Annotated in this window: 22 protein-coding genes; 10 read left to right on the plus strand and 12 right to left on the minus strand. The window is 70.6% G+C overall.

What is annotated here, in order from left to right; genetic code table 11:
• Window positions 1-170 precede the first annotated feature (170 nt).
• The 10 genes from WME75_RS23515 to WME75_RS23560 all read right to left on the minus strand — a co-directional run bounded on the left by WME75_RS23515 (window position 171) and on the right by WME75_RS23560 (window position 7,374).
• The gene (locus tag WME75_RS23515) at window positions 171-1,220 is read right to left on the minus strand and encodes a hypothetical protein (RefSeq protein ID WP_437475482.1); all 1,050 of its coding nucleotides are present in this window, start codon (window positions 1,218-1,220) and stop codon (window positions 171-173) included.
• Window positions 1,217-1,942 (minus strand): DUF72 domain-containing protein, encoded by a 726-nt coding sequence (locus WME75_RS23520; protein ID WP_437475485.1) that lies wholly within the window; start codon window positions 1,940-1,942, stop codon window positions 1,217-1,219. The genes WME75_RS23515 and WME75_RS23520 overlap by 4 nt, the downstream gene beginning before the upstream one ends.
• A gap of 89 nt (window positions 1,943-2,031) precedes the next feature.
• The gene (locus tag WME75_RS23525; protein WP_437475488.1) at window positions 2,032-2,979 is read right to left on the minus strand and encodes a lysophospholipid acyltransferase family protein; all 948 of its coding nucleotides are present in this window, start codon (window positions 2,977-2,979) and stop codon (window positions 2,032-2,034) included.
• Between the two features lie 72 nt (window positions 2,980-3,051).
• Window positions 3,052-4,233: a tRNA epoxyqueuosine(34) reductase QueG gene (queG, locus tag WME75_RS23530; RefSeq protein WP_437475491.1), complete on the minus strand. Its 1,182-nt coding sequence runs from the start codon at window positions 4,231-4,233 to the stop codon at window positions 3,052-3,054.
• A 70-nt stretch (window positions 4,234-4,303) separates the two neighbouring features.
• Entirely contained in the window at window positions 4,304-4,879 is a 576-nt protein-coding gene (locus WME75_RS23535) for an RNA methyltransferase (RefSeq protein WP_437475494.1), read from the minus strand.
• On the minus strand, window positions 4,876-5,667 hold the full coding sequence (gene trmD / locus WME75_RS23540; RefSeq protein WP_437475497.1) for a tRNA (guanosine(37)-N1)-methyltransferase TrmD: 792 nt from the start codon (window positions 5,665-5,667) through the stop codon (window positions 4,876-4,878). The genes WME75_RS23535 and trmD overlap by 4 nt, the downstream gene beginning before the upstream one ends.
• 40 nt (window positions 5,668-5,707) lie before the next feature.
• Window positions 5,708-6,220 carry a ribosome maturation factor RimM gene (gene rimM / locus WME75_RS23545; RefSeq protein WP_437475500.1) on the minus strand — a complete coding sequence of 171 codons (513 nt, stop codon included), beginning with the start codon at window positions 6,218-6,220 and terminating at the stop codon, window positions 5,708-5,710.
• A 12-nt stretch (window positions 6,221-6,232) separates the two neighbouring features.
• The gene (locus WME75_RS23550) at window positions 6,233-6,484 is read right to left on the minus strand and encodes a KH domain-containing protein (protein WP_437475502.1); all 252 of its coding nucleotides are present in this window, start codon (window positions 6,482-6,484) and stop codon (window positions 6,233-6,235) included.
• A 1-nt stretch (window position 6,485) separates the two neighbouring features.
• Window positions 6,486-6,752, minus strand: coding sequence for a 30S ribosomal protein S16 (gene rpsP / locus WME75_RS23555; RefSeq protein WP_012237071.1), 267 nt, complete (start codon window positions 6,750-6,752; stop codon window positions 6,486-6,488).
• 439 nt (window positions 6,753-7,191) lie between these two features.
• On the minus strand, window positions 7,192-7,374 hold the full coding sequence (locus WME75_RS23560) for a hypothetical protein (protein WP_437475505.1): 183 nt from the start codon (window positions 7,372-7,374) through the stop codon (window positions 7,192-7,194).
• Window positions 7,375-7,718: 344 nt separating this feature from the next.
• On the opposite strand from WME75_RS23560, the gene WME75_RS23565 reads away from it, so the two are divergent.
• The 9 genes from WME75_RS23565 (at window position 7,719) to WME75_RS23605 (ending at window position 18,804) form a co-directional block, all read left to right on the plus strand.
• The gene (locus WME75_RS23565) at window positions 7,719-9,071 is read left to right on the plus strand and encodes a DUF4350 domain-containing protein (protein ID WP_437475508.1); all 1,353 of its coding nucleotides are present in this window, start codon (window positions 7,719-7,721) and stop codon (window positions 9,069-9,071) included.
• Window positions 9,068-10,045: an AAA family ATPase gene (locus tag WME75_RS23570; RefSeq protein WP_437475510.1), complete on the plus strand. Its 978-nt coding sequence runs from the start codon at window positions 9,068-9,070 to the stop codon at window positions 10,043-10,045. Before WME75_RS23565 ends, WME75_RS23570 begins: the two co-directional genes overlap by 4 nt.
• A 7-nt stretch (window positions 10,046-10,052) precedes the next feature.
• Window positions 10,053-11,729, plus strand: coding sequence for a DUF58 domain-containing protein (locus WME75_RS23575; RefSeq protein ID WP_437475512.1), 1,677 nt, complete (start codon window positions 10,053-10,055; stop codon window positions 11,727-11,729).
• 9 nt (window positions 11,730-11,738) lie between these two features.
• A complete protein-coding gene (rsmA, locus tag WME75_RS23580) occupies window positions 11,739-12,569 on the plus strand; it encodes a 16S rRNA (adenine(1518)-N(6)/adenine(1519)-N(6))-dimethyltransferase RsmA (RefSeq protein ID WP_437475513.1) in 831 nt (276 codons plus the stop codon).
• 217 nt (window positions 12,570-12,786) lie between these two features.
• Window positions 12,787-13,614, plus strand: coding sequence for an ATP synthase beta subunit C-terminal domain-containing protein (locus WME75_RS23585; RefSeq protein ID WP_437475516.1), 828 nt, complete (start codon window positions 12,787-12,789; stop codon window positions 13,612-13,614).
• A gap of 7 nt (window positions 13,615-13,621) precedes the next feature.
• Entirely contained in the window at window positions 13,622-14,179 is a 558-nt protein-coding gene (gene atpC / locus WME75_RS23590; RefSeq protein WP_437475518.1) for an ATP synthase F1 subunit epsilon, read from the plus strand.
• Window positions 14,180-14,378: 199 nt separating this feature from the next.
• A complete protein-coding gene (gene dnaG / locus WME75_RS23595; protein ID WP_437475521.1) occupies window positions 14,379-16,328 on the plus strand; it encodes a DNA primase in 1,950 nt (649 codons plus the stop codon).
• A gap of 118 nt (window positions 16,329-16,446) precedes the next feature.
• Window positions 16,447-18,366, plus strand: coding sequence for an RNA polymerase sigma factor RpoD (rpoD, locus tag WME75_RS23600; protein ID WP_437475524.1), 1,920 nt, complete (start codon window positions 16,447-16,449; stop codon window positions 18,364-18,366).
• A gap of 213 nt (window positions 18,367-18,579) precedes the next feature.
• Window positions 18,580-18,804 carry a hypothetical protein gene (locus WME75_RS23605; RefSeq protein ID WP_437475527.1) on the plus strand — a complete coding sequence of 75 codons (225 nt, stop codon included), beginning with the start codon at window positions 18,580-18,582 and terminating at the stop codon, window positions 18,802-18,804.
• Window positions 18,805-18,855: 51 nt separating this feature from the next.
• Here WME75_RS23605 and WME75_RS23610 read toward each other — a convergent pair whose 3' ends face one another.
• Together WME75_RS23610 and bamA are read right to left on the minus strand one after the other, a co-directional pair.
• Window positions 18,856-19,617, minus strand: a complete 762-nt coding sequence (locus WME75_RS23610; protein ID WP_437475530.1) for a rhomboid family intramembrane serine protease — start codon at window positions 19,615-19,617, stop codon at window positions 18,856-18,858.
• 263 nt (window positions 19,618-19,880) lie between these two features.
• The gene (bamA, locus tag WME75_RS23615) at window positions 19,881-22,217 is read right to left on the minus strand and encodes an outer membrane protein assembly factor BamA (RefSeq protein ID WP_437475532.1); all 2,337 of its coding nucleotides are present in this window, start codon (window positions 22,215-22,217) and stop codon (window positions 19,881-19,883) included.
• Between the two features lie 623 nt (window positions 22,218-22,840).
• Here bamA and WME75_RS23620 point away from each other — a divergent pair.
• On the plus strand, window positions 22,841-25,243 hold the full coding sequence (locus WME75_RS23620; protein WP_437475535.1) for a DNA gyrase/topoisomerase IV subunit A: 2,403 nt from the start codon (window positions 22,841-22,843) through the stop codon (window positions 25,241-25,243).
• Window positions 25,244-25,245 lie beyond the last annotated feature (2 nt).

The following is a 25,245-nucleotide window of genomic DNA, read 5'->3' on the forward strand; positions in this document are numbered from 1 at the left end:
GCCCACAACGCCTTTCGACGGCCCGCGCAGGCTCTCCGGCTAGCCGAACCCGCCCGGCCTCTCCGTGCCGGCTTTGACGGATCGCCGGCCTCTCGCGCCCGCTTCGGCTGCTCGCTCGGCTCCCCTGCGTCGGCTTCGGCCGATCTCGGCCAGCCTGCGTCGGCGTCGCCTCAGCCCTCTGCTGGCGGCGTCCGTGCCCCTGCCATGAATCCGGCCGCGAGGTTGACCGCACGCGCGTCGCGGTCGTCGCGCAGGACGGCGAGCGCGCCGTCGGCGCTCAGCTGCGTGCGGACGTCGTGGAGGGCCGCCTCGAGCGCGTTGCCGCGGAGGAGCGCGCCGAGGGCGGTCACGTCCAGCTTGGGCCTGCCGGTCACCGCGATCGCGGCGGCGAAGGCGCTGCGCTGGAGGATCGCGATCGGCGCCGCCGCCGGCAGGGGCGTGCCTGGGGCGAGGCGCGTGATTCCGCGGCGCACCGGGACGGCGTCGCGGCCGAGCACGATGTCGAGCTCGGGCACGGTGATCCCATCGTCGGTACGCGCGTAGGCCAGCGCGGCCACCGTACCCCATCCATCGCAGGCGACGATGGCGTCCGCGGGTCGCACCAGGTCCCCGACCGGCCACGGCGCCTGGAGCGCTGTCGCGCCCTCCGCGATCGTGGTCGACGCGGCCTCCACCTCGGCCGGGACCGCCTCGGCGAGGTCTTCGGCGGTCAGGGTCCCACCGGCGACCGGCCCGCCCACGGCCAGCAGCGCCCGCTCCACGTCGCGCGACCGGAGCGCTATCGCGCCGAGCGAGCCGACCTCGCGGAGCAGCTCGGCGCGCCCGCTCGCGCCCGCGCGCTCGGCTGCGGCCACGCCGGCCCGAACCAGCTCGCGGAGGCGCGCGCGCCCGAGGTAGCCGTGCAGCAGGACCAGCATCCCGAGCGAGCGCGGAACCGCGACGCGCGCGGCCTCCGGCACGCTTTGCCCGTCGACGAACCCGCGCGGGCGCGGCGCGCCGCGCCCGGGCTGGATCGCCCGTCCATCGAAGGCCCGCGCGCCAACGCCGACGCCTGCCGCAAGCGCGACGGTGGGCGCGAGCAGCACGTCGGGCTGCTCGCCGGCTGCGGCGAAGAAGCCGGCGATGATCGCATCGATCGCGCTGCCGGACGACTCGAGCGCGGCCCGGGCGGCCGAAGCCGCGAATGCGTCACTCGCCGTGGCCGCCGCGCCGCGGATCACTGCTCCTCGTCCTCGGCGACGAGGGTGTTCGGCATAGGCATGGTAGGCCTTACCACGGCGGACGATGTTGAGCGATCGGGCTTGCGCGCGAGCGACGCGGCGAGCTGGGACTTGATCTGTGGCGCGCGGTCGCCCTCGACGACCAGGAACACCTCACGCCGTCCGCGCAGGCGATCCGCGACGCGCTCGAGCGCGGCCGCTCCCATCGACGACGACTTCCCGAGCGCGCGCAGCCGTGTGTAGACGATCGGCCCGGGCGGCGGCGCGTCGCGCGCGACGTCGAGCACCGGGATGACCTTCGCGATGCGCGCGGTCGCGACGATGTCGTCGCGCTCCCACATCCCGGAGGGCTCCCAGCAGCGCACGACCCCTTCGGCGGGCAGACGCTCGAAGAGCGCCGCGACCTTCTTGCGGTTGCTCGCCGTCGGGCGCAGCGACGGCGGCGTCTGGAGCACGACGCACCGGGCCTCGAGCACGGCCGCCACCTCGAGCGAGGTCGAGAGCGCTTCGTCGAGTTCGTTCCCGGCCGCGAGCTCGCCGACCACGCGCGGCAGCACCACGCTGAAGACGAAGCCCGGCGGCACCGCTTTGCGCCACTTGCGCAGCGTGGTCGCGCGGGGCAGCGACGTATCGATCGGACGGAGCTCGACCAGATCGAAGCGATCTTTGTACTTCTGGATATCCCCCTTGAGCGAGGGCAGTCCGACGAGGAGGCGGGCCATCAGCGCGGACTCTTAACCCAGGTTGCGCGCCGATGCAGCGCGTGGCCGACCGCGGCGTGATTTCTCATTCAAGGCTCAAAGTCCTTGATTTATTCGAAGTGGAACCACTGCGTCGGGTTCTCCCGCAGAAAGCGCTCCATCTCCGCCGTGATCTGCCGCGCCGCGACGTCGAGCTCGGACGGTCCTGGCCGCCTGGGCAGCGAGATGGGCGGCGCGATGCAGATCTCGTACTTCATGAAGTCGGTCCGCCGGGTGAACACCGGGACGATCGGCGCGCCGCTCACCGCGGCGAGCTGGAGCGGCCCCTCCGGGACGCGCCAGGGCATCCCAAAGAGCTCGACATCGCGCCCGCGCATCCCGGACGGGAGGCGATCGATCTGGATAGCCACGACGCCTTGCCGCCGCAGGTGCGCAAGCAGCGGGAGCACCGCGAGCGGATCGTCATCCACGTGCTGCATCCGCACGCCGACCCGATCGCGCGCGCCGTCCTGGATGGCCTGCGCCCGGCTGTCGCGCTCGCGCTGCATCACGATCAGCACGTCGGCCGCGTGCACCGAGCGCAGCAGCGGCGCGGCGGCCTGCCATCCGCCGGTGTGCGCCGTGACGACGATCACGCCGCGGCCGCGCCGGAACGCGCTCGTGAAGTGCTCGTCGTTCACGCACAGGCCGGTGAGCCGCTCGGACCGGCTGCTGCCCGCGATGAACGCGTCGGTGAGGCAGCTGGCGAAGTTGATGAACACGCGGGCGACGTCGCGGTACTCGTCGAGCGCCCCCCGCTCGCCGAGCGCCAGCCGCAGGTTCCTGCGCACGGCCCGCCGGTGCTCCGGCAGCACGGCCCCGCAGACGAGGCCGAACAGCGCGGGGCTGTGCCGGACGAGGAGATCTGGGCCGTAGGTCACCCCGGCGTCGACCGCGCGCCGCCAGAGGACGGAGTCGTGCCGGCGCAGATCGTCGAGGAGCGCTCGGAGCCTGGGGGGGAGATCCACGTTCTTGCTCGTGCGCGCGGCGTCTTGCCGGCGGACACCGTAGCGGATCATCGGCCGCCCGCGAAGGGCGCCCGAGCGCCGCCGCGCCTCGGCGCGACGAACGACCTCGACGCTCTCTGCGCCTCAACCTGCACCGGGATCCTCGAGCGACCCGGCAGGCTCCGCCGCGTCCGGGCTCGTCGACTCACCGCAGCCCGCGCGGCGCATGCCCCACGCGGCGACGGCGCGCACGGAGGGGTCGTCATGGGTGAGCGCCACGGCGAGCGCGCGCTTCGCGCTCGCCGCGGCCTCGCCTTCCGCTCCGCGCGCGAGCCGGTTCGCAGCGACGATGGTCGCGTTTCTGGCGAGCCCGCCGCGCCGCGCGCGCCGCACCGGCGTCCCGACGGTCAGCGCGTCGAACTCTTGCTCATCCAGCGACGTGAGATCGTCGACGTCGCGCGCTTCCCATCGTGCGAGCGGATGGAACGGCGCGGTGCGATCGAGGGGCGGCGGCGCGGTCCTGTTGAACGGGCAGACCTCCTGGCACACGTCGCAGCCGAAGAGGTGCTCTCCCATGCCGGGCCGCAGCTCCTCGGCGGGCGCGCTTCGCTGCTCGATCGTCAGGTACGCGACGCAGCGCCGCGGATCGAGCACGAAGGGCGCATCGAACGCCTGCGTTGGGCACGCGTCGAGGCAGCGCGTGCACGAGCCGCAGCGCTCTGCGATGGGCACGTCGGGGACGAGCGGCAGGGTGGTCACCACCTCGCCGAGCAGCTGGTAGCTCCCCTGCCCCGGCGTGATGAGCAGCCCGTTCTTGCCGACGAAGCCGAGGCCGGCGCGCACCGCCCAGACGCGCTCCATCACCGGCTCGACGTCGCAGAGCGGCCGCGCGAGGACGGACGGCGCGAGCGACCGGATGAACGACGCGAGCCGCCGCAGCCGGCGCTTCAGGTGGTTGTGATAGTCCTGGCCGCGCGCGTACCGCGCGATGATCTGCGCGAGCGAAGGGTCGCGCTCCTCGCTGTCCTTGGGCCGAGCATACCTGCGGCCGACGCACACGACCGAGCGCGCCCCCTCGAGGATCGCGCCGGTGTCCACCCGGCGCCGCTGCTCCGCGTACTCCGCGAGGTAGCCCATCTCCCCGTGCATGCCCCGCTCGATGAACTCGAGATACCGCGCGTGCTCGACCCCGATCGGCTCGTCCGCGCGCGCGACGCCGACGACGTCGAACCCGAGCGCGAACGCCTGCTCGCGCACCAGCCGATCGTGCGTCGGTCGCTCCGAGCTCGCCTCCTCTGCGGGACGATGGGCCTCGCGCTTGCTCATGGCCGTAGGATGGACCGCGGGGCGGACGGCGGCGCTGGCGTCACGCTCGGCCACCGCGCACCGCGAGGGCTCACCCGGCGTGCCAGTCGCCGAGCAGCCGATCGAGCGTGATCGCGCACGCCGCGCGCACGCTCAGGTGGTTGTAGCCGGTGCTCGCGGCCGCCCGGATGGGCTCGATCCGGAGATCGGCGTCGTCGATGACCTCTGGCGCGAGCCCCCAGCCTGTGCCGAACAGGATCAGCACCGGGCGGCTCGCCTGCGCGAGGCGAGCGCGGGTCGCTGCATAGCTCGTCACCTGGAGCCCTCGCGAGGCCGCCGCCGTCGTCCAGACCTCGACGCCGGTGCGCCCTGCGCTGCTCAGCGCGCCATACACGTCGTCCAGGCTCGGGACCACGGTCAGCACATCGAGCGCGACCGCGCGATCCGGGATCCGGCGCTTGCCGGATCCGAGCACCCAGTGCTCCCTGATCCGCTCTGCCAGCGCGCGCTGTGCGGCCACCGGGTGCACGACAAACAACCGCTCGGCCCCGTACGTGCGCGCGCTCCGCGCCATGTCGTGCAGATCGAGGTTCGTGATCGCGGTGGTCACCGTCTCGCCGGAGCGGTCGAGCACCGGGTAGTGAACGAGCGCGAGCGCCAGCCTCATCGCCGCACCTCGCCGCCCTCGTCCGGCGGAGGCTGTCCTCCGCGCGTCTTGCACCACAGGTCGGGCCGGCGCTCGGCCGTGCGCTGCTCGGCCTGCGCCCGTCGCCAGCGAGCGATCGCCGCGTGGTTCCCCTGCTGCAGCACCTCGGGCACCTTGTGTCCGCGGAACTCCACGGGACGCGTGTACTGCGGGTACTCCAGGAGCCCGGACAGCGCGGGGCTATGCGACTCGTGCTCCGCCGACCCCGCGTTGCCCAGCACCCCCGGGAGCAAGCGCACGCACGCATCGATCACCGCCATCGCCGCCACCTCGCCGCCCGTCATCACGAAGTCGCCGAGCGAGATCTCCTCGTCGACGAACGCGCGCACCCGCTCGTCGAACCCCTCGTACCGGCCGCACACGAGCGCGACGGCAGGGCGCGCCGCGAGCTCGATCGCCTTCTCTTGGCGGAAAGGCTGCCCCTGCGGCGTGAGCAGCACCCGGTGCGCTCGCTGCGCAGGGCCCGAGGGCGCCGTCTCCTCTCCGGGGGGCGCGCCCGCCGGCTCGCCCTCGGCGGCGGCCTCGTCGAGCGCCTCCAGGCAGCGGACGATGCAGTCGACGCGCATCACCATGCCCGAACCGCCGCCGTAGGGCGTGTCATCCACGCTCCGGTGCCGGCCGAGGCCGAACTCGCGCGGGCTGCGCGTCCGGACCGCGAACGCGCCTGAAGCGAGCCCGCGCCCGACCATGCCGATCGCCAGAAATCCCTCGAAGAGCTCGGGGAACAGGGTGACTACATCGATGCGCATCGAACTTGCCGCGGCGGGCCGCCTCGCGCCGGACGGCGGCTCAGACGAGGCCTTCCAGCGTCACCAGCTGAACGATCTGCTGCTCCACGTCCACGCTGCCGACGAAGCTCTCGGTCAACGGGATCTCGATCGAAGCAGCGCCGCGCCTCTCCACGACGAGCACGTCGCAGGTCGGGTACGACTGGAGCGATTTCACGTGCCCGAGCAGGTCGCCCTCGGGGGTCATCACGCGCGCGCCCTCGATGTCGCACGCGTAGAACTCGCCCTCGGAGAGCGGCGCGAACGCGTCCCGCGGCACGCACACCGCCGCGCCGCGCAGGGCCTCGGCCGCGTCCCGACCGTCGATCCCGGCGAGCCGCACGAGCAGCGCCTTGTCGGTGGGGCGCGCCGCGACGATCTTCGCGTCCCGCTCGGCGCCATCGGGGAGGCGCAGCCTGATCGGAGGCCGCGCGAGCAGCAGGTCGGACGACTCGTTGTAGATACGAAGCCGAAGCTCTCCCTGGACGCCATGCGGCCGGGCGATCTCGGCGACGGGGACGTAGCGTCGCTCCACGGTGGGTTCGCCTCAGTCGAGGATGTCGAGGTGCGCGCGCCGCCCCGACTTGCTCGCAGCGGCGCTCAGCAGTGTCCTGATCGACTGCGCGGTGCGCCCGTCCTTGCCGATCACCTTGCCGATGTCCTCGCGCGCGACCGTCAGCTCGATCCGGGGGAAGCGGTCGCCCGCCACCTCGCGAACGACGACCCGGTCCGGCTGGTCGACGAGCGCGCGGGCGACGAGCGCCACGAGATCGACCAGCGGAGACGTCGAGGAGATCATGCTACTTGGCGGCGTCCGCCGGAGCGGCTGCCTGGGCGAGCCCAGGGTGCTTCAGGAGCAGCGCCACCGTGTGCGTCGGCTGGGCGCCGTTCGAGATCCAGTGCCTCACGCGGGGGACATCGAGGCGGATCTCGGTCCTGCGCGGGTCGTATGTGCCCAACCGCTCGATGAACCTGCCGCCGCGCGGGCTGCGCTGGTCGGCGACGACGATGCGGTAGAAGGGCGTCTTCTTGGTGCCCGCGCGGGCGAGGCGAATATGAACGGCCATCGGTAGAACCTCGATCGATATGGAAGAGCCCGTGCTCACGTTGCGCACGGTCTGCTCTGAAGCGCCGGAGCGTAGCTCGTTCAGTGCTCGACGCCAGAAGTGGGGGCGCAACCTAGGCGAAGTTCCCGCCTCGGGTCAACCCCGCACGAGCGTGTTCAGCTCCACGAAGGACAATTTTTCGGCCTCACGCCGCTCGGCGCCATGCCGCGCACAGCGAACCAAGGAACGGGCCCGCGGACGTCGCCTACGGACCAGACGAGCTCGGTTCAGGCAAGAAACGGAGCCCCACGCGCGCGCATCGGAGGATGCGTGGGTGCCCGTTTTTCGGGATTTACGGGGAAAGCGGAGGAAGTATCGGGGACGTTCCGTGGGCTTTTGCCGCTGGGGCGGCGTCTCGCGTCTCCACGGGGACCGCGATGGGGGCGTGCTACACGTGGCGTCAGCCCAAGTCGAGGATGATGACGCCCCGGTTGGGATCGTCCTCTTCCGTATCGGGAAGACGACGAGGTGCGGGGTAGCGTTCGATCGGCAGCTCGAGGCGCGGTCGAATTTCTTCGCTTCTTGACCGATCCTTCTCTTCTTCGCGCTGCCGTATTTGCTCGATGATGAACGGAGGAAGCATCGACTAACCCCGTAGAGTGCTCGGCCGAGTTGGTGGAAACGAGGCCTGCGAGAAAGCACCCCGCTCTTAAAAACGAATCTAGCAATGTGGGATGGCGGGTCAAGGTTATCGCTCGGGCTGACAGTGGTATGTTCGCGGCGCTCATGACGCGGCACGGCGCGTGGCTTGCGCACGCATCCTTCGAATTTCACAGGGATCATCGGCGTCTGCCGGTGCACCGGCGGGCCACATCCTGCTCCCTCCGAGGCGCGCGGGTCGCGCGGGGCGCTCTGGTCGCGCTGTTCGCTCTGGTCGCTCTGATTGCGCTGCTCGCGCCCGCCCGAACAGCGAGCGCTGCCTTCGACGTGAACGACACGAGCTGGGAGGGTTGCTCGGAGTTTCTCGAGATCGCGCGCGCCGAGCTCGGCGTCGCCAGGGTCCACCCCGTCGCTGTGCTCGACTGGAGCCAGGTCGGCCCGGAGGACGGCATCCTCGTGCTCCATCCGCAGCAGGCACTCGACGCTGACGAGACGACCTCCTTCATGAAGGCCGGCGGGCGGCTCGCCATCGTCGACGATTTCGGCCGCGGCGACGACACGCTCCGGCGGTTCCAGATCGAGCGCGTCCCGACGCCAGCCCGGCCGCTCGCCGCGCTCCGGAACCGCCCCGCCCTCGCCATCGCGGAGCCCGTCGCCGACACCGTCGGGGGCCACGCCGTCGGCCGGCACCCGGTCGTCAGCCACGTCGAGCGGCTCGTCACGAACCACGCGACCGGCCTCCGGCACCCGAATCTCTCGCCCGTGCTGCGCATCCGCGCCGTCAGCGAGCCGGACGTGATCGTCGCCGTCGCCGGGCAGGTCGGCAAGGGCCGGCTCTTCGCGATGGGCGACCCGTCGGCGCTGATGAACATGATGCTCCGGTACCCGGGCAACCGCGCCTTCGCCTCGGGCCTGACCCGCTACCTGGTCGACGAGGATGGAGCTCAGCCGCGCCGAGGGCGGCTCTACGTCGTCGCGAACCGGTTCGACGAAGAGAGCTCGTTCGGCGGCGAGACGTCGCTCCGCAAGGACTTCGACGCGCAGCTCAAGGCGCTCGCGAGCGCCGTCGAGGACGCCCGCCGCGACGGGCTCCCCGGCGGCGCCCTCCTCGCCCTCGCCGCCCTCGCCGGCCTCGCCCTCGCGATCTGGACCGCGCGCGCCTCGGCGAGGCCCTACCGAGGCCCGCTCCCTCGATACGCCCGTCCCACGCCGCTCGTCGCGCAGGGAGGCGCCGCCGGGCGCTTCGCCGTCCTCGCCGCCCCCTCGTCCCCGCGCGGGCTCGCGTTTCTCGAGCTGAAGAGCGCGCTGTTCGAGGCCCTGTCCGTGCGGTTCGGTCTCGAGGCCAACCCGGCGCAGGAGACGGTCGCGCGGCTCGTGGCCCGAGAGGGATCTCTTGACGAACGAGCCCTCTCGGCTTTCAAGGAGGTCCTGGGCACCATGTACCGAGTCGAAGCGTCCGTCGTCGCCGGCAAGCCGGCGAGCGTGTCCAGGCCCGCGCTCCTGCACGCCGCCGACGTCGTGCGGCGCGTCCTCGCCGCCTGCGGCGCCGACGGCCGGAAGCCACCGCGGGGGCCTCACCCCGGCGCGCCAGCCGACCCTTCGACGGCATCCCCGGAGGCGCGGCCCTCACCGCCGGATGCGCAGCTCGCAACACCACCCTCTGACAAAGGCGCTCGATGAACCAGGTTCAGGCCGTCGCCGTCGACGAAATCTCCGCTGCCAGGGAGCGGATCGAGGCGGTCCGGCGGGAGATCACGCGCGTTTACATCGGATCGCCGCGCGCGATCGATCTGATGATCACCGCCCTGCTCGCGCAGGGGCACGTGCTGCTGGAAGGCGTGCCCGGCGTCGCGAAGACCACGCTGGTCAAGGCGTTCGCTGCGGCGCTGGGCGCGTCCGTCCGGCGGATCCAGTTCACGCCCGACCTCCTGCCCGCCGATATCACGGGGACGTACGTCCTGTCGCCCAAGGAGGGGACCTTCACGCTGCGCCCCGGCCCGATCTTCGCGAACCTCGTGCTCGCTGACGAGATCAACCGCGCCCCGGCGAAGACCCAGTCGGCGCTCCTCGAGGCCATGCAGGAGCGGCAGGTGACGATCGAGGGCGATCGCTTCGAGCTGCCGTCGCCCTTCATGGTGCTGGCGACGCAGAACCCGATCGATCTCGAGGGGACCTACCCGCTGCCGGAGGCGCAGATCGACAGGTTCCTCATCCGCGTGAGCATCGGCTACCCGCAGCACAAGGACGAGGTGGCGATGCTCCGCGCGCACAACGTCGAGCCGCCGCGGGCGCGCGCGACGCTCGCCGTCCAGGACCTCCTCATGCTGCAGGGCGTCGCGCGACGGATCCACGTCGAGGAGGACCTGTACGACTACGCGGTGAACCTCACGGGGTTCACGCGGACGCACCCTCGCGTGCTGCTCGGCGCGTCGCCGCGCGCCACGCTCGCGCTGATCCAGGCGGCCAAGGCGGCGGCGGTGATCGGCGGGCGCCCGTTCGTGACCCCGGACGACGTGCGCGGCATGGCGCCCGCGACGCTCGCCCACCGCCTCGTGCTCGTGCCCGAGGCCGACGTGGATCCGAAGGCGCGCGACGCGATCATCGACGAGGCGGTGCAGCGCGTGGGTTACCGGCGCGCGGCGCGGCCGGCGTAGATCCCCCATGCAGCTCTATCCCACGCGCACCGCCGCCCACCTGGCCATCGCCGGCGTCGCGGTCATGGGCGCAGGGCTCATCGCGCGCGAGCCGGCGATCGTCGGCTGGGGCGGGGCGATCCTTGTCGCGATCGCGCTCGCCCGCGGCGTGACGCTTGTGTCGGTGGCGCGCATCCGCGCGGCCGGGTTCGAGATGCTCTGGGGCGGCTCGCGGCGTGTCCTCCGGTCCGCGCGCGGAGGCACCGTGGAGATCGAGGCCGAGGTGCGGAACCGCGACACGCTCGCGGCCCGCTACGTCAAGCTGCGCGCGATCGCCTCGTCGCAGCTCGACGTGCGCATCGAGCCGAGCCGAGGCGAGGTCTCCGCCTCGGGGCGGCTCAAGGTGAAGGTCGTCGTGCGCACGCCGCGCGTCGGCCAGCACGGGCTGCACGGGCTCGCGCTCGAGGTGCACGGCGCCCCGGGCCTCTTCGAGGTGCCCCTGACCTTCGCGAACCCGTACGGGATCGAGGTCCTCCCGCGGCCGTTCATGGCGTACCTCACGCAGCCGCGCGGCGGGCGCAGCCACCTGCTCGCGGCCTCCGGCAAGCCCGGGCGCGTGCGCGGCGAAGGGGACGACCTGCGCGAGCTGCGAGAGCACCAGCCGGGGGATCCCTTCCGGAAGATCGCGTGGAAGGCGAGCGCGCGCCGGGGCACGCTGCTCGTGCGGGAGTTCGAGCGCGAGGAGCGGGATGTGGTCTGGATCCTCGTCGACGCGGCCGTGGAGCTCTGGGCGGGCCCGCTCGGCCGCGCCCCGCTCGATCTCATGATCGACGAGGCCTCGGCCATCGCCACGAGGCACCTCGGGCGCGGCGATCGCGTCGGGCTCATCCTCCTGGCACCCGGCCCTCGCGTGACGATCACGCCCGACCACGGCCCCGGGCACGGCCAGAAGATCGCGCATGCGCTCACCGTCGGGTGCGGCACGTACGACGCGGATCGGAGCGAGCTCGACGAGGCGGACGTCGCGGCGCGCGTCCTCGAGCACCTCAGGCCGCTCGACGCGCGAGGCCTCGACGACCTGCGCCGCGGCGACCTCGACCGACTGGCCGCCCGCGCCGAGTCGATGCGCGCCCGTGCGCCGTTCTCGGCGCCGGCGCCGCTCGGACGCTCGCAGCGCGAGCGCACGCTGCGCCGCTACCTCGCGAGCTACGGCATCGAATCGCCCGCGCGGTCCGAGCTGGATCGACGCGATCCCACCGTGACTGTCGCGGAGTCGCTCACGCACATCGCGCGCGCCAAGCCGCGCGCGAGCATGGTCTACGTCCTGGCGCCGCCGCCCGCCGACGCGCAGCTGAGCCGGCTCTCGGAGGCGGTGCGACGGCTCTCGCGGAAGGCGGTCCACGTGATGTGGACGCTCCCCGATCTCGAGCCGGGACTCGCTCCTCCCTGGGAGGCGCCGCGACCGCTGGAGAGCGACGGGGACGAGGAGCAGAGGAGCCCCACGCCGGCAGACAAGGCGTTCCAGGAGCTCGCGCCCATCGCGGCCGAGGCCGTGCTCATCCGCGCGCGGGTGGCGCAGACCCGCCGCGAGGCGGTGCTCCGCAAGGTCGGCGTGCGCGTCGCGCGGCTTCGCCCCATGACCGCGGCCGCGCCGAGCGCGACCGCGGTCGCGCCCCACGACGGGGCGCACCCACCGCAGACCTGAGGTCGAGGGATGTCCATCGCAGAGCTCTTGCGCACACGCGGCCTCTCCCCGAAGAAGGGGTTCGGACAGAATTTCCTCGTCGACGTCGAGGCGGCGCGCCGGATCGCCGAGGCAGCCACGACGCCGCCAGGTGGCGCGGTGCTCGAGATCGGGGCGGGGCTCGGCGCGCTCACGCGGCCGCTCCTCGCTCGCGCCGCGCACGTCGTCGCGATCGAGCGTGATCGTGACCTCGTCCCGATCCTCCGCGAGCAGCTCGCCGACCCGATCGAGGGCGGCCGGTTGACGTTGCTCGAGGCCGACGCCGCGCAGGTCGACTGGGTCGCCTCGCTCTCCGGCCACCCGCGCCCGCACGCGGTGGCCGGCAACCTCCCGTACCAGCTCACCGGCCGGCTCCTCGAGCAGGCCACCATCGTCGCGGACCAGATCGATCGCGCGGTGTTCATGGTGCAGCTGGAGGTGGCGGAGCGCCTCATCGCCGCCCCGGGCAGCGGCGACTACGGCGCGCTCTCGGTCTTCGCGCAGGCCGCGTTCGACGTGCGCCGCCTCCTCATCGCGCGCGCCGGCGCGTTCTACCCGAGGCCGGAGGTGAACTCCGCCGTCGTCGTCCTGACGCCGAGGCGCCCGCGGCGCGCCGAGGAGACGGACGCCTTCCGCGCCGCCGTGCGCGCCGCCTTCTCGGCCCGCCGCAAGACGCTCCGGAACGCCTGGAAGAACCTCTACGGCTGGTCGTCCCAGGAGCTCGAGCGCCACGCGAAGGACGCCGGCATCTCGCTCGACGCGCGCGGCGAGACGCTCAGCGTCGAGGCGTTCGCGCGGATCGCCGCCCTCCGAGATCGCTGACCGCAGCCGCACGCGGGCGTTCCCTCCCCGAGGAGCGGGTCGCGAGGCACGAGACCCCGCTTGAGAACCCAAGGGCCTGATGCCATGCACACCCGCCGCGAAGCGTCGGCACGAAGCGCGGCAGGATTTCTGGCGCGCGGCCACTAGTCGGACGCGCAGGTCCATGCTAGTGGGCCGCGCGACTCGTCAAAGCTCGTACGAGGAGGACTCCCGCTCCATGGTTGTTGGAAAGATCACCCAGGTCATCGGACCGGTCGTCGACGTCGATTTTCCGTCCGGCCAGCTACCCAAGATTCTGAACGCGCTCAAGCTGAGCAACCCGAGCATCTCGGCCGAGCCCGACAACCTCGTGCTCGAGGTCGCCCAGCACCTCGGCGAGTCGACGGTGCGCACCATCGCGATGGACTCCACCGACGGCCTCGTGCGCGGGATGGAAGTCCGCGACACGGGCAAGCCCATCATGGTCCCGGTCGGCAACGAGTGCCTCGGCCGGATCCTGAACGTCGTCGGCGTACCGATCGATGACGCCGGCCCCGTGCATGCCAAGAAGCTGTCGCCGATCCACAGGGAGCCGCCCCCGCCGGCCACGGCCTTCGCCCACCTCGACGCGACCACCGTTCTCTCGCGCGCGATCTCGGAGCTCGGCATCTATCCGGCCGTCGATCCGCTCGACTCGAACTCGACGATGCTCGATCCCCAGATCGTCGGCGAGAAGCACTACTCCGTCGCGCGGCGCGTGCAGCAAACGCTCCAGCGCTACAAGGATCTCCAGGACATCATCGCCATCCTCGGGATGGACGAGCTCAGCGAGGACGACAAGCTCGTCGTGTCGCGCGCCCGCAAGATGCAGAAGTTCCTGTCGCAGCCGTTCTTCGTCGCGGCCCAGTTCACCGGGCTCGAGGGCAAGCTCGTCTCGCTCAAGGACACGATCTCGGGCTTCGAGGAGATCCTGGACGGAAAGCTCGACCACATCGCGGAGCAGGACTTCTACATGGTAGGCAGTATCGACGAGGTGAAGGCTCGAGCGTCGAGGAAGGCGGCCTGACGCGGCCATGGCCGACACAATCCTCCTCGAAATCGTGACGCCGACCGGCGTCGCGCTGCGCGAGCAGGTCACGGACGTGACCGCGCCGAGCGTCGCCGGCGAGTTTGGTGTGCTCCCGGGTCACCTGCCTCTGCTCGCCGCCCTCCGGACTGGCCTCGTGACGTACCACCAGAACGGCCAGGAGCACCGCCTGGCCGTTCACCACGGATTCGTCGAGGTCGCCAACGATACCGCGCTGCTGCTCACCGAGCGCTTCGCCAAGAAAGATGATGTCGACGTCGTCCGGGTGCGCCGCCGGCTCAAGGAGGTCGATGCAGAGCTCGACCACTGGCAAGGCGAACTGACTGATCCGCGCCGCCGCGAGCTCATCGAAGAGGAGCAGTGGCTCGCCACCGAGCTCGAGCTCATCGGCGATCCGCCTCCTCCGATGGTTCGCGAGGATACGCGGTTCCTCGCCGACCACGCCGAGGCGCCGTCGGTCGAGGAGATGGTCGAGGCCTCCCAGCCCGACGAGAGCCTCACGGACCACAAGAGACCCGGCTCTCCGTTCCCCGATCCGAAGTGACGGACCTGGCGGCTACCGCCTTGCGCGCGCGGCCGCCGCACAGGACACTGTTCTCCACACAGGCCGCGAGGAGCTGGGGGATCTCCCGCCTCGCGAGCTACCCGCACCGCCAAGGCGCTGGCGCAAACGGCGCCACGCTGTCTGGGTCCACCCGCGATGTTCTGCGGGCCCCGCGCGCACGGGGCCATCAAGGCAGCCCATGATCACTCCGGAGACGATCGCGCTCGTGAAAGAGCGCACGGATCTCGTAGCGCTCATCGGCGAAAACGTGCGCCTCACGCGCCGCGGGCTCTCCTTCACCGGGCTCTGCCCCTTTCACAAGGAGAAGACGCCCAGCTTCCACGTGAACGCGAACCGCGGGTTTTATCACTGCTTCGGCTGCAAGGAGACCGGCAGCGCCATCGACTTCGTGATGAAGCTCGAGGGCCGGACGTTCGCCGAGGCGGTGCGCGCGCTCGCCGAGCGCGCCGGCATCGAGGTGGCGGAGTCGCTGACCGACGCCGAGCGGCGCGAGGCGCAGGCGGCGCGCAAGTCGAAGGACGACCTCTACGCCGTCAACCACCTCGCCGCGACGTTCTTCGAGCACAGCCTCCGCGGTGGCCCGGGCAGCGGCCCCCATCCGCTCGCGCGCTACGCCCACGAGGAGCTCCTGCGACGCGGTCTGCCCCTCCGCGACGGCGATGACGGCGTCGACCCGATCTCCGATGCCCTCCAGGCGTTCCGGATCGGCTACGCCCCGTTCGGCTGGGACGCGCTCGCCACCTACCTGCGGCAGCAAGGCATCTCCCCGGTCCTCGCGGAGCGCGTCGGGCTCCTCGTGCCGCGCTCCTCGGGGAGCGGCCATTACGACCGCTTCCGCCACCGGCTCATGTTCGCCGTGACCGACGTGATGGGCCGGGTGATCGCGTTCAGCGGGCGCGCGTTGCCCGATCCGAGCCCCGCGGAGCTCTCGTCGCTCGGCCTCACCGGCCCTGCGCCGCAGACCGACGGCGCGCCGGCGAAGTACATCAACAGCCCCGAGTCGCCGATCTACACGAAGGGAGAGCACCTCTTCGGGCTCTACCAGGCGCGCCAGGCGATCCGGCAGCGCGGCGAGGGGGTCCTCGTGGAGGGCAACTTCGACGTCGTCGCGCTCCACGCGCGCGGCATCGGCCACGCGGTCGCTCCGCTCGGGACCGCGTTCACGCCCGCACAGGCGAAGCTCATCAAGCGCTTCGCTCCCGTGGTCATCCTGCTCTTCGACGGCGACGCGGCCGGCAAGAAGGCCACGCGCGCGGCGCGCGCCCCGTGCCGCGAGGCGGGGCTCAGCGCGCGCGTCGCCGTGCTGCCGGCCGGCGTCGATCCCGACGATCTCGCTCGCAAGCACGGCCCGGAGGCGGTCGCGCGCATCCTGAAGGGCGCGCGCGGCCTGCTCGAGCACGTCATCGACGAGGCGCTCGACGGCGACAGCTTCGGCGGCTCGTCGCTGCCCGAGCAGCTCGCTCGCGTACGCGCCGTGGCCGCGTTGCTCGCCGACGAGGACGATCCGAACCTCAGGATGATGGCGAAGCTCTACGCCGATCGTGTCTCCTCGAAGCTCGTCATCGGCGGTCGCTCACCCGACGACCTCCGGCAGCTCGAGCGCGTCGTCGAGGAGTCCCTTTCCCGGCCGCGGAACCAGCCCAGCCGCGAGGTGACCCCCTCCGGACAGACGACCGAGACGTGGGAGCACGCGCGCTCACGCGCGCAGATCCCGGAGGTCAGCCTCGAGATCCTGGGCGCGATCCTCGATTTTCCCGAGCTCATGGCCGACGACGAGGTGCAGACCGCGCTGGAATGCCTCGAAGGCGAGGTCGCCCTGGCGATTGTCACGGCGCGTCAAAATTTCACATTTGAAATGGGTCTTGCCGCCGGCGAATTTCTTGCGCAAGTCCCGGCTCCGATCCATTCATTCGCGGCTGGACGGCTGGTCTCGCCTGTCTTCGAAGCGGCCTCAACGGCCAAGGCGACGCTCTTGGAGAATTCACAAAAGTTGAGCAGGCAGGCCCTGGCGCGACAGAAGGCAGCCGTCATGAGCCAGCTCCAGAAGAGCGCGGTCGATGCCGATGCTGAAAACGCTTTGTTGCGTGAGCTATTCCAGCGGAGAGCGGGGGGGCTCGGTCTTCCTTGATGCGTTCCGTGTCGCCCCTACGTGGCGACCCGACGTGCGTGATCCCTAGAGTTTGTCGGAATCATTTGGTGTCTTGTCGGTCGCGGCGAGCTGGTCGCCGTAAGTGGAGCATGAGGTAATGGCGAGCAAGGCCAAGCAATCTTCCGGTCGGGCAGGCGGGGTCGCAAGGGCGGCGGGGGGCGGCGCGCTGAACGGCGCGCGGCACGCATCGACACGCGGGCACGCTGAGGCAGGGGCACGCCCAAGCAACAAAGGAGACGCGGGCAACCGAGCCGAGCGGTCCGAGAAGGACCGGAAGACCCTGGAAAAACTCGTCGAGACCGGCAAGAGCAAAGGCTTTCTCACCTACGACGAGGTGAACGACGCGCTCCCCGCGGACGTCGCGCCCGATCAGCTGGACGACGTGGTGGGCGCGCTCGGCGACGAGGACATCGAGATCGTCGACGGCGCGACCCAGGTGAAGATCGCGCCGAAGCGCATCGCGGACGAGGAGGCGGGCGAGAAGAAGCTCGTCGTCACGCCCGACCGCGAGGAAGAGGACGTCGACTACTACTCGAAGTCGAACGATCCCGTCCGGATGTACCTCCGCAAGATGGGCAGCGTCTCGCTGCTCACCCGCGAGGGCGAGGTCGAGATCGCGAAGCGGATCGAGATCGGCGAGCAGAAGGTCAACGCCGCGATCCTCGACTCCCCCATCGCCGTCCGCGAGATCATCGATCTCGGCGAGAAGCTCCGGAAGCACAAGATCCGGGTGAAGGAGCTCATCAAGGACGCCGAGAACGACGACCAGGAGTTCGACGAGGAAGAGGCCGACCGGCGCATCATCCGCCTCATCGACAAGGTGAAGCGCGTCGACAAGAAGAAGGCGGAGCTCGTCGAGGAGCGCAAAGAGGTAAAGACCGAGGTCCGCCGCAAGCAGATCGACGTCGAGGTCACGCAGGCGACAGCCGAGCTCGTGACGACGCTCGAGGAGATGCGCCTCAACAAGCGGACGATCGACAAGATCGTCCAGAAGCTGAAGAGCCTCATCTCGAAGGTCGAGAAGGCCGAGGCCGGCGCGACGGAGCTGGAGCGCCGCACGGGGCTCTCGAAGGGCGAGCTCAAGCGCGAGCTCATCAAGGTGAAGGGCAACCGCGCCCTCGAGGGTCGTCTCGCCAAGAAGCTCAACGTCAACCGCGAGGAGCTCAACGACTTCGAGTCGACCATCAAGAACGCCCAGAAGGGCCTGAAGAAGGTCGAGGAAGAGCTCAACATCGACGTCCTGGCGATCCGCGACACCTACGAGAACATCCGCGAAGGCGAGCGGATGGCGGAGCGCGCCAAGGCGGAGCTTGTCGAGGCGAACCTCCGCCTGGTGGTCTCGATCGCGAAGAAGTACACGAACCGCGGGCTCCAGTTCCTGGACCTCATCCAGGAAGGCAACATCGGCCTCATGAAGGCCGTCGACAAGTTCGAGTACAAGCGCGGCTACAAGTTCTCGACGTACGCGACGTGGTGGATCCGGCAGGCGATCACCCGCGCGATCGCGGACCAGGCGCGGACGATCCGCATCCCGGTCCACATGATCGAGACGATCAACAAGCTCATCCGCACCTCGCGCTACCTCGTGCAGGAGTACGGCCGCGAGCCGACCCCCGAGGAGATCGCCGAGAAGATGGAGCTCCCGCTCGACAAGGTGCGGAAGGTCCTGAAGATCGCGAAAGAGCCGATCTCGCTCGAGACCCCGATCGGTGAGGAAGAGGACTCGCACCTCGGCGACTTCATCGAGGACAAGAGCGTGATCTCGCCGGCAGAGGCGGTCATCAACATGAACCTCGCCGAGCAGACCCGGAAGGTCCTGAAGACGCTGACGCCGCGCGAGGAGAAGGTGCTCCGGATGCGCTTCGGCATCGGCGAGAAGAGCGATCACACCCTCGAAGAGGTCGGTCAGGACTTCGAGGTCACCCGCGAGCGCATCCGGCAGATCGAGGCCAAGGCGCTCCGCAAGCTCCGGCACCCCAGCCGGTCGAAGCAGCTCAAGAGCTTCATCGACAGCTAGTCCGTGGGCTGGCCTGCTCGGCAACCGATGGCAGCCTCTACGCGCGCATCGCGCGGCCGGCCTCTCCCCGGCGAGCCGCGCGCTCGCGCGGGGAGGAGCCCGCTCGGTGCGCAGCGCGCTGTCGCGGCCTTCCTCGTGGTCGCGGGCGCGCTCTATGGCGCCGGTTGCGGCAAGACCATGTCCGAGGAGGACTGCCGAAGGATCGGCGAAGCCATGCGCGCCGCGTGGGCAGCAGAGGTGAAGCGGGTGGGACCGGCGGAGCCAGGGGGCTCGGGCAAGGCCACGGTGGTGCTCGCGAGCGAGGGCGAGCGGCTCTCGTCGGAGTGGACGTCCGACTGCAAGCGGGAGCTCACCGGGAGCGAGGTGGCCCCGGGCGAGATCGACTGCCTCACGCGCGTGAAGACACTCGAAGAGCTCCGTCGGTGCGCCGCACCGTGAACGCCGGCGCGCGCGCCGAACAGGCGGCGTGAACAGCGCGCCGCGACGACTTCAGTTCAGGTAGCGCTTGTCCTTCGGGGGGTCCTTCTGGCCGCCGGGGATGACGCGGAGCGAGGCGCCCCCGGAGCGGCCGCGCGCCGCGGGAACGCGGCGGAGCGCGGCGGACTGCGCCTGCAGCTGGCGGAAACGCATCCGCAGGTAGAAGCGGCGCAGCGGGGAGAAGTCGCCGAAGAGGTAGCCCGCCAGCATGCCGCCGAACGGCGTGATCAGCCCCTCGGGGGGCGCGCGCATGGAGATGACGTTGAGCACCGAGATGGCGAAGATGAAGACGAGCAGCATCGTGCCCGTCACGGGGAGGACGAAGAAGAGGCGGACCGTGGTGTGCCGGTGCGCGAGCGCCCACGCGACGGCGACCGCCTCGATCATCCCGAGCCCGCCGTAGAACACGGGCCGCGCCACCTTCGGGAAGAGCGCGCCCACCGCCACCTGGAGCGCGAACGCGAAGGCCGCGGAGCCGAACAGGAACGCCAGCATCCGGCCGGCGCCCCAGCGCTCCTCGAGCGAGGTGCCGAGGAAGTACAGGCCGAGCAGCGTCATGACGAAGTGCCAGGGATCGCTCGGGCTGTGGATGAGCGGCGCGGTGAGCAGCCGCCACACCTGACCGTGGAGGACCTGATCGCTCATGCCGACGAACGGCGCGAGCACGCCTTCCCCCGCGCCCCCCCAGTTCAGCCCGAGGGTGAACATCACCCAGATACAGCCGATCGCGATCATCATCCCCAGCAGGGCCTTGCCTGGTTTGGGGAACCCCATTGAGCTGTGCTCCGGGCGCATAGCTTTCCACCTAACAGCCGCGCCCCCGCCGGGCAACCGCTGCCCCCTTACTTTACTGCGATTCGCCCGCCGGCCAGCGTCCGCGCGACGAGCGCAACGCTCGCCGTGCGCCATCCTGGACACTCCGGGGCAGGGCACGCCCGGCGGCACGCGGGGCGCCGGGCAGCGCGCGCGCCAGCCACCGGGGCGGCGCGCCCGGGTGGGAAGCATTCACGTCCCTGCTGCGTCCGGCGCCCGGCGACTCAGAAGAAGTTGCCGATGTTGAACTCGAACTTGTACGTCTCTTCGTAGGGCAGCCGCTTGAACGGGAAGCCCCACTCGAAGCGCAGCGGCCCGAGCGGGGAGAACCACCGGAACCCGAACCCCCACGAGGTGCGGACATCGAGGAGACGCTCGATCGAAAAGCACGGGTTCGTGGCGTCGTGCGGCGAAGCGGGGGCGGCGTTGCAGTAGAGTTTCTCGAGATTCCACGCGTTGCCGAGATCGGTGAACACCACGCCCTTGATCTGCACGGCCTCGATGAGCGGGAACTCCAGCTCGAGGTTCTGGTAGTACATCAGGTTGCCGCCGATGTTCGCGCCGTTCACGATGGGCGGTGAGTTCGGATCGAGGGACTCGCGGAGCGGGAGCCGCGGGCCGATGTCCCGGATCTCGAAGCCGCGCACGTCGAGGATGCCGCCCAGGAAGAAGCGGGCGAAGATCGGCACGCCTTCCGGGTTGGGGCTCGTCACCATGCCGGCCTCGGTGTTCAGCTTGAGGACCAGGCTGTCCGTGATCGGGTAGTAGAACCGCCCCGTGGCGCGATACCGCAGGAACTCGTTCTGGCTGCCGAGCGCGCTGTGGGCGAGCTCCACCGAGCCCTGCAGGTAGATGCCTGAGGTCGGGAAGAGCTGGTTGTTGCGCGTGTCGTAGGTGAGCGCCGGTCGGATGCTGGACGTGATCCCGTCGTTGAAGAGGTTGTAGAGCGGGAGCCGCTGAAACGTGGACCGCCCTTCCGCCGTGCCGAGGCCGGTCGTCGTGGAGGACGAGATCTCGTCTTGCTCCAGCGTGTAGGTCAGCTGCGCGCGGAGCTCCGGCTCGATGAGCGGGTAGCCGAGCGTGAGCGAGCCGCCCGTGGAGGTCTGCGAGAACTGCGTGTAAGCCCGCAGCTGGTTGTAGACGCTCACCGACGCGGAGAACGGGCTGTCGAACAGGTACGGCTCGAAGAAGCGGATGTCGACGAGGCGCCGCAGCCCCGAGATCTGCGCCTGGAGCGAGAGCGACTGGCCGCTTCCGAGCAGGTTCGCCTGCTGCACCTGCGCCGTCGCGATGAAGCTCTCGACGCTCGAGAAGCCGGCGCCGATCTGGAAGGTGCCCGTCGGCTTCTCGCCGATGTCGACGTTGACGTTGATGTGCTGGACGTCCTCGCCCTGCTCGGTGGAGATGTCGACCCGCTCGAAGTAGCCGAGCGCCGTGATCCGCTGCTTCGACCGCTCCAGCTTCGTCTCGCTGAACAGCTGCCGCTCCTCCACCTCCATCTCGCGGCGGATCACCTTGTCCCGCGTCTTCGTGTTGCCGCGGATCTCGATGCGCCCGAAGTAGACGAGCTGGTTTCTGCGGATGCCGACGGTGATGTCGACCTCGCGCCTGTCCGGGTCGAGCTGGGTGTCGGGCGAGGCCTCGACGTTGGCATAGCCGGCGTCCCGGTACAGCGTCTGGATCGCGCTGAGATCCTTCGCCAGCTCGGCGCGGTTAAACCAGTCCCCCGGCTTGGCCCGCACCATCTCGCGCAGCGCCCGGCGCCCGCCGAGCGGCTCGATCTCGCGGCCGTCGGCGTCGCGCTCGTACACGCGGAGCGAGCGGATGCGGAACCGCGGCCCCTCGTTGATCGTCAGCGTGACCTCGATGCCCGTGCGGTCGGGCGTGAGCATCACCCGGGGCGTCGCGACCTGCACCGCGAGGAAGCCGCGATCGTAGTAGAGGGCGTTGATCACGAGGACGTCGCGCTCGAACATGTCCTGGCGGAACGGGCCGCCCGTGCCGAACGCGAAGAACCCTCCCTGCCCCGTGAGCATGACCTCCCGGAGCTCCTCGTCCGGGATGTTGTGGTTCCCGATGAACGTGACGCGCCGGACGGTGACGGGCGCGTGCTCCTTGATGGTGAACTTGAGGGTGACCTGGTTCTCCCGCTCCGGTTTGACCTCGTAGCTGACCTCGGCGAGGAAGTAGCCCTCCTCGGCGTACTTATCGCGGAGCTTCTGCACGCCGCGGCGGACGGCCGCGTAGCTCAGGATCGTGCCGGTCTTGATCTCGACCGAGAGCGCCTCGGTGAGGTCCTCGCTGTCGATCTCGTTGTTGCCGGAGAACTCGATGGCCTTGATGCTCGGGCGCTCGCGGACGAGCACCCGCAAGCTCACGCCGTCGTCGCGGCGGGTGAGGTCGACCTCGACGTCGTCGAACAGGCCGGAGTCCCAGAGCTCGCGCACGTCGCGGGCCAGCCCCTCGGGGGTGAACGGCCTGCCGACCCGCGTCTGCCCGAGGTAGACGAGCACGTCCTCGGACGAGATCCGCCGGTTGCCGGCGATGACGACCTGGACCACCGGCTGTCCGCGAGCGAGCTCAGCCTCCGTGGGTGCCAGGTCGAGCGTCGGTTCGGCCGTATCGGCGGCCCCCTGCGCAGGTGTACCGGCGCCTGGCTGGGCTCCCCCGGTCGCGTTGGCCGTTGCAGACGGCTGAGCGGCACCGGTCGGAGCGGCAGCCGGCGGGGCGCCGCGCCCGGGCGCCTGCGTGTCCGGAGCACCTCCGGGCACCTGAGCTGCCGCAAGCCGGGGCCGTATCGCCGCTGCCGCAACGAACACCAGGAAGAGGCCGAGCCAGACGAGCCGCTGCCAGCGGCCGGGGAGGCGAAGCATTGAACGGGTGCCTGTCGCGTACAAGGCGCCACCCCGTAGCCCAGTGCGCCGTGAGTCTCAAGGGCGGACGCCGAAAACAGGGCGTCGCCGACCGATCGCGCCGCGAGCCCCCTGCGTGCGGGTCGATCTCTCGGCCACTTGACGCTATGCCAGGGGCCGCACGAACGCAGGCGAGCACGCGCAGGCAGAAATTCCCGCGGGCCAGCCTTGACCGAGCGCGAGCCCCTGGGTAATTGCCGAGGCTCGCCAGCGTTCACCTGAACATCGGAACACCTGCTCAACCGGTGCCCGAGCATTCCCTGGAGTAACGCGTGTCTCGAACCCCCTCCCTTCCGTCCGACGGTGAGCCGCCTCGCAAGGGCCGCCGTGGCGGCCGGCCCGGTGATAGCGAGCCCCCGCCGCCCCCGGCGCCCGACACCTCGCTCGCCGACGAGGCGCAGCGCCGGTACCTGAACTACGCGCTCAGCGTCATCACGTCGCGCGCGCTCCCCGACGTGCGCGACGGGCTGAAGCCGGTGCAGCGCCGCATCCTCTACGCGATGCTGCACGACCTGCACCTCGGGCCGGACGCGAAGTACCGGAAGAGCGCCGCGGTCGTCGGCGACGTGATGGGCAAGTACCACCCGCACGGCGACGTCGCGATCTACGACGCGATGGTCCGGCTGGCGCAGGACTTCGTGATGCGGGCGCCGCTCATCGCCGGCCACGGGAATTTCGGCTCCGCGGACGGCGATGCCCCGGCGGCGATGCGTTACACGGAGGCGAAGCTCCGCCCCCTCGCGCTGGAGCTGCTCGGCGAGCTCGGCCAGCGCACCGTGAACTTCCGCCCGAACTACGACGGCACCCGCTTCGAGCCGATCGTCCTCCCTGCCCGCTTCCCGAACCTCCTCGTGAACGGATCGCAGGGGATCGCGGTCGGGATGGCGACGAGCATCCCGCCGCACAACCTGAGCGAGGTGATCGACGCCTGCGTCGCGCTGATCGAGAACCGCGAGCTCACCACGCAGCGGCTGCTGTCGTACGTGAAGGGGCCCGACTTCCCGACGGGGGGCCAGCTGCACGCGACGAAGAAGGAGCTCGAGGCCGTCTACACGTCCGGCCAGGGCTCGCTGAAGCTCCGCGGCGAGTGGCTGCAGGAAGAGGGCGACGGCAAGCGCGGCGCCGTACCGCAGCTCGTGATCACCTCGATCCCGTACGGGATCGAGCGGAAGGCGATCGTCGAGAAGATCGCCGAGGTGATCCTCTCGAAGAAGCTGCCGACGCTCGTGGACGTGCGCGACGAGTCGACGGCCGAGGTGCGCATCGTGATGGAGCTGAAGCGCGGCGCCGACGCGCAGCTCGTGATGGCGTACCTCTACAAACAGACGCCGCTCGCGATCAACGTGCAGGTGAACCTCACCTGCCTCGTGCCCACCGACAACGCGGACGTCGCCGCGCCGCGGCGGCTCGGCCTGCACGAGATCCTGACGAAGTTCCTCGACTTCCGCTACGCGACCGTGACGCGGCGGCTCGAGTTCGAGCTCGGCGAGCTGAGGCGGCGGATCACGATCCTCGAGGGGTTCGAGAAGATCTTCGACGCGCTCGACGAGGTGATCCGGATCATCCGCAAGAGCGAGGGCAAGGCCGACGCGGCCGAGAAGCTGATAAAGCGCTTCACCCTGGACGAGGAGCAGACGGACGCGATCCTCGAGCTCAAGCTCTACCGGCTGGCGCGCCTCGAGATCCTGCTCCTGCAGAAGGATCTCTCCGAGAAGCGCGCCGAGGCGAAGCGGATCGACGGGCTGCTCAAGAGCGACGTGAAGCGCTGGGGGATCGTCCGCGACGAGCTCGTCGAGATCAAGGGATCCTACGGCGAGAAGCGCCGCACGAAGGTGGTCGGCTCGATCGACGAGCCCGAGTACCAGGCGGAAGACTTCATCGTGGCCGAGGACGCGAACGTCATCCTCTCGGCGCAGGGCTGGGTGAAGCGCGTGCGCGAGGTGCGGGATCTCTCCTCGACGCGCGTCCGCGAGGGCGACAGCGTGCTCGCGGTCGTCGCCGGCTCGACGCGGTCGACGGTCGCGTTCTTCTCGAACCTCGGCGCGTGCTACGTGTGCCGCATCCACGAGGTGCCGCAGTCGACCGGCTACGGCGATCCCGTGCAGAAGCTGTTCAAGCTGGCGGACGGCGAGCGGCTGATCGCGATGCTCTCGTTCGATCCGAGGGCGCTCGACGTCCCGGCGCAGACCCCGGACTCCGCCGAGCCGGAGCCTCCCTTCGCGCTCGCGATCACCCGCGGGGGCCTCGGCTTCCGGTTCTCGCTGCGGCCGCACCGCGACCCGTCGACGCGCTCCGGGCGCCGCTTCGCCAAGCTGAACGAGGGCGACGAGGTGCTGTTCGTCCACGCCGTGGACGGCGCCGACAGGGTGCTCTGCGCCTCGAGCGACGCCTGGGCGCTCAGCGTGGCCGTGGAGGAGCTGGCGCTGCTCTCCGGACCGGGCAAGGGCTCGGTGGTGATGCGGGTCGCCGAGGGCGAGCGCCTGGTCGGCGCCGCCCTCGCCCTCCGCCGGAACGACGTGATCACGGTCGAGACGGAGAAGGGCAAGACGCTCGAGATCGCGGCGAGCAAGATCGCCGGTCCGCGCGGCACCCAGGGCGAGCCGATCGCGCGACGCGACCGCTTCATCCGCGTGGTGCCGCCGGCCGTCGTCGTACCGACGCTGGAGGTGAGCTGAAC

It is taken from the genome of Sorangium sp. So ce1014, assembly GCF_051521505.1.
In the GTDB taxonomy this organism is placed as follows: Bacteria; Myxococcota_A; Polyangia; order Polyangiales; family Polyangiaceae; genus Sorangium.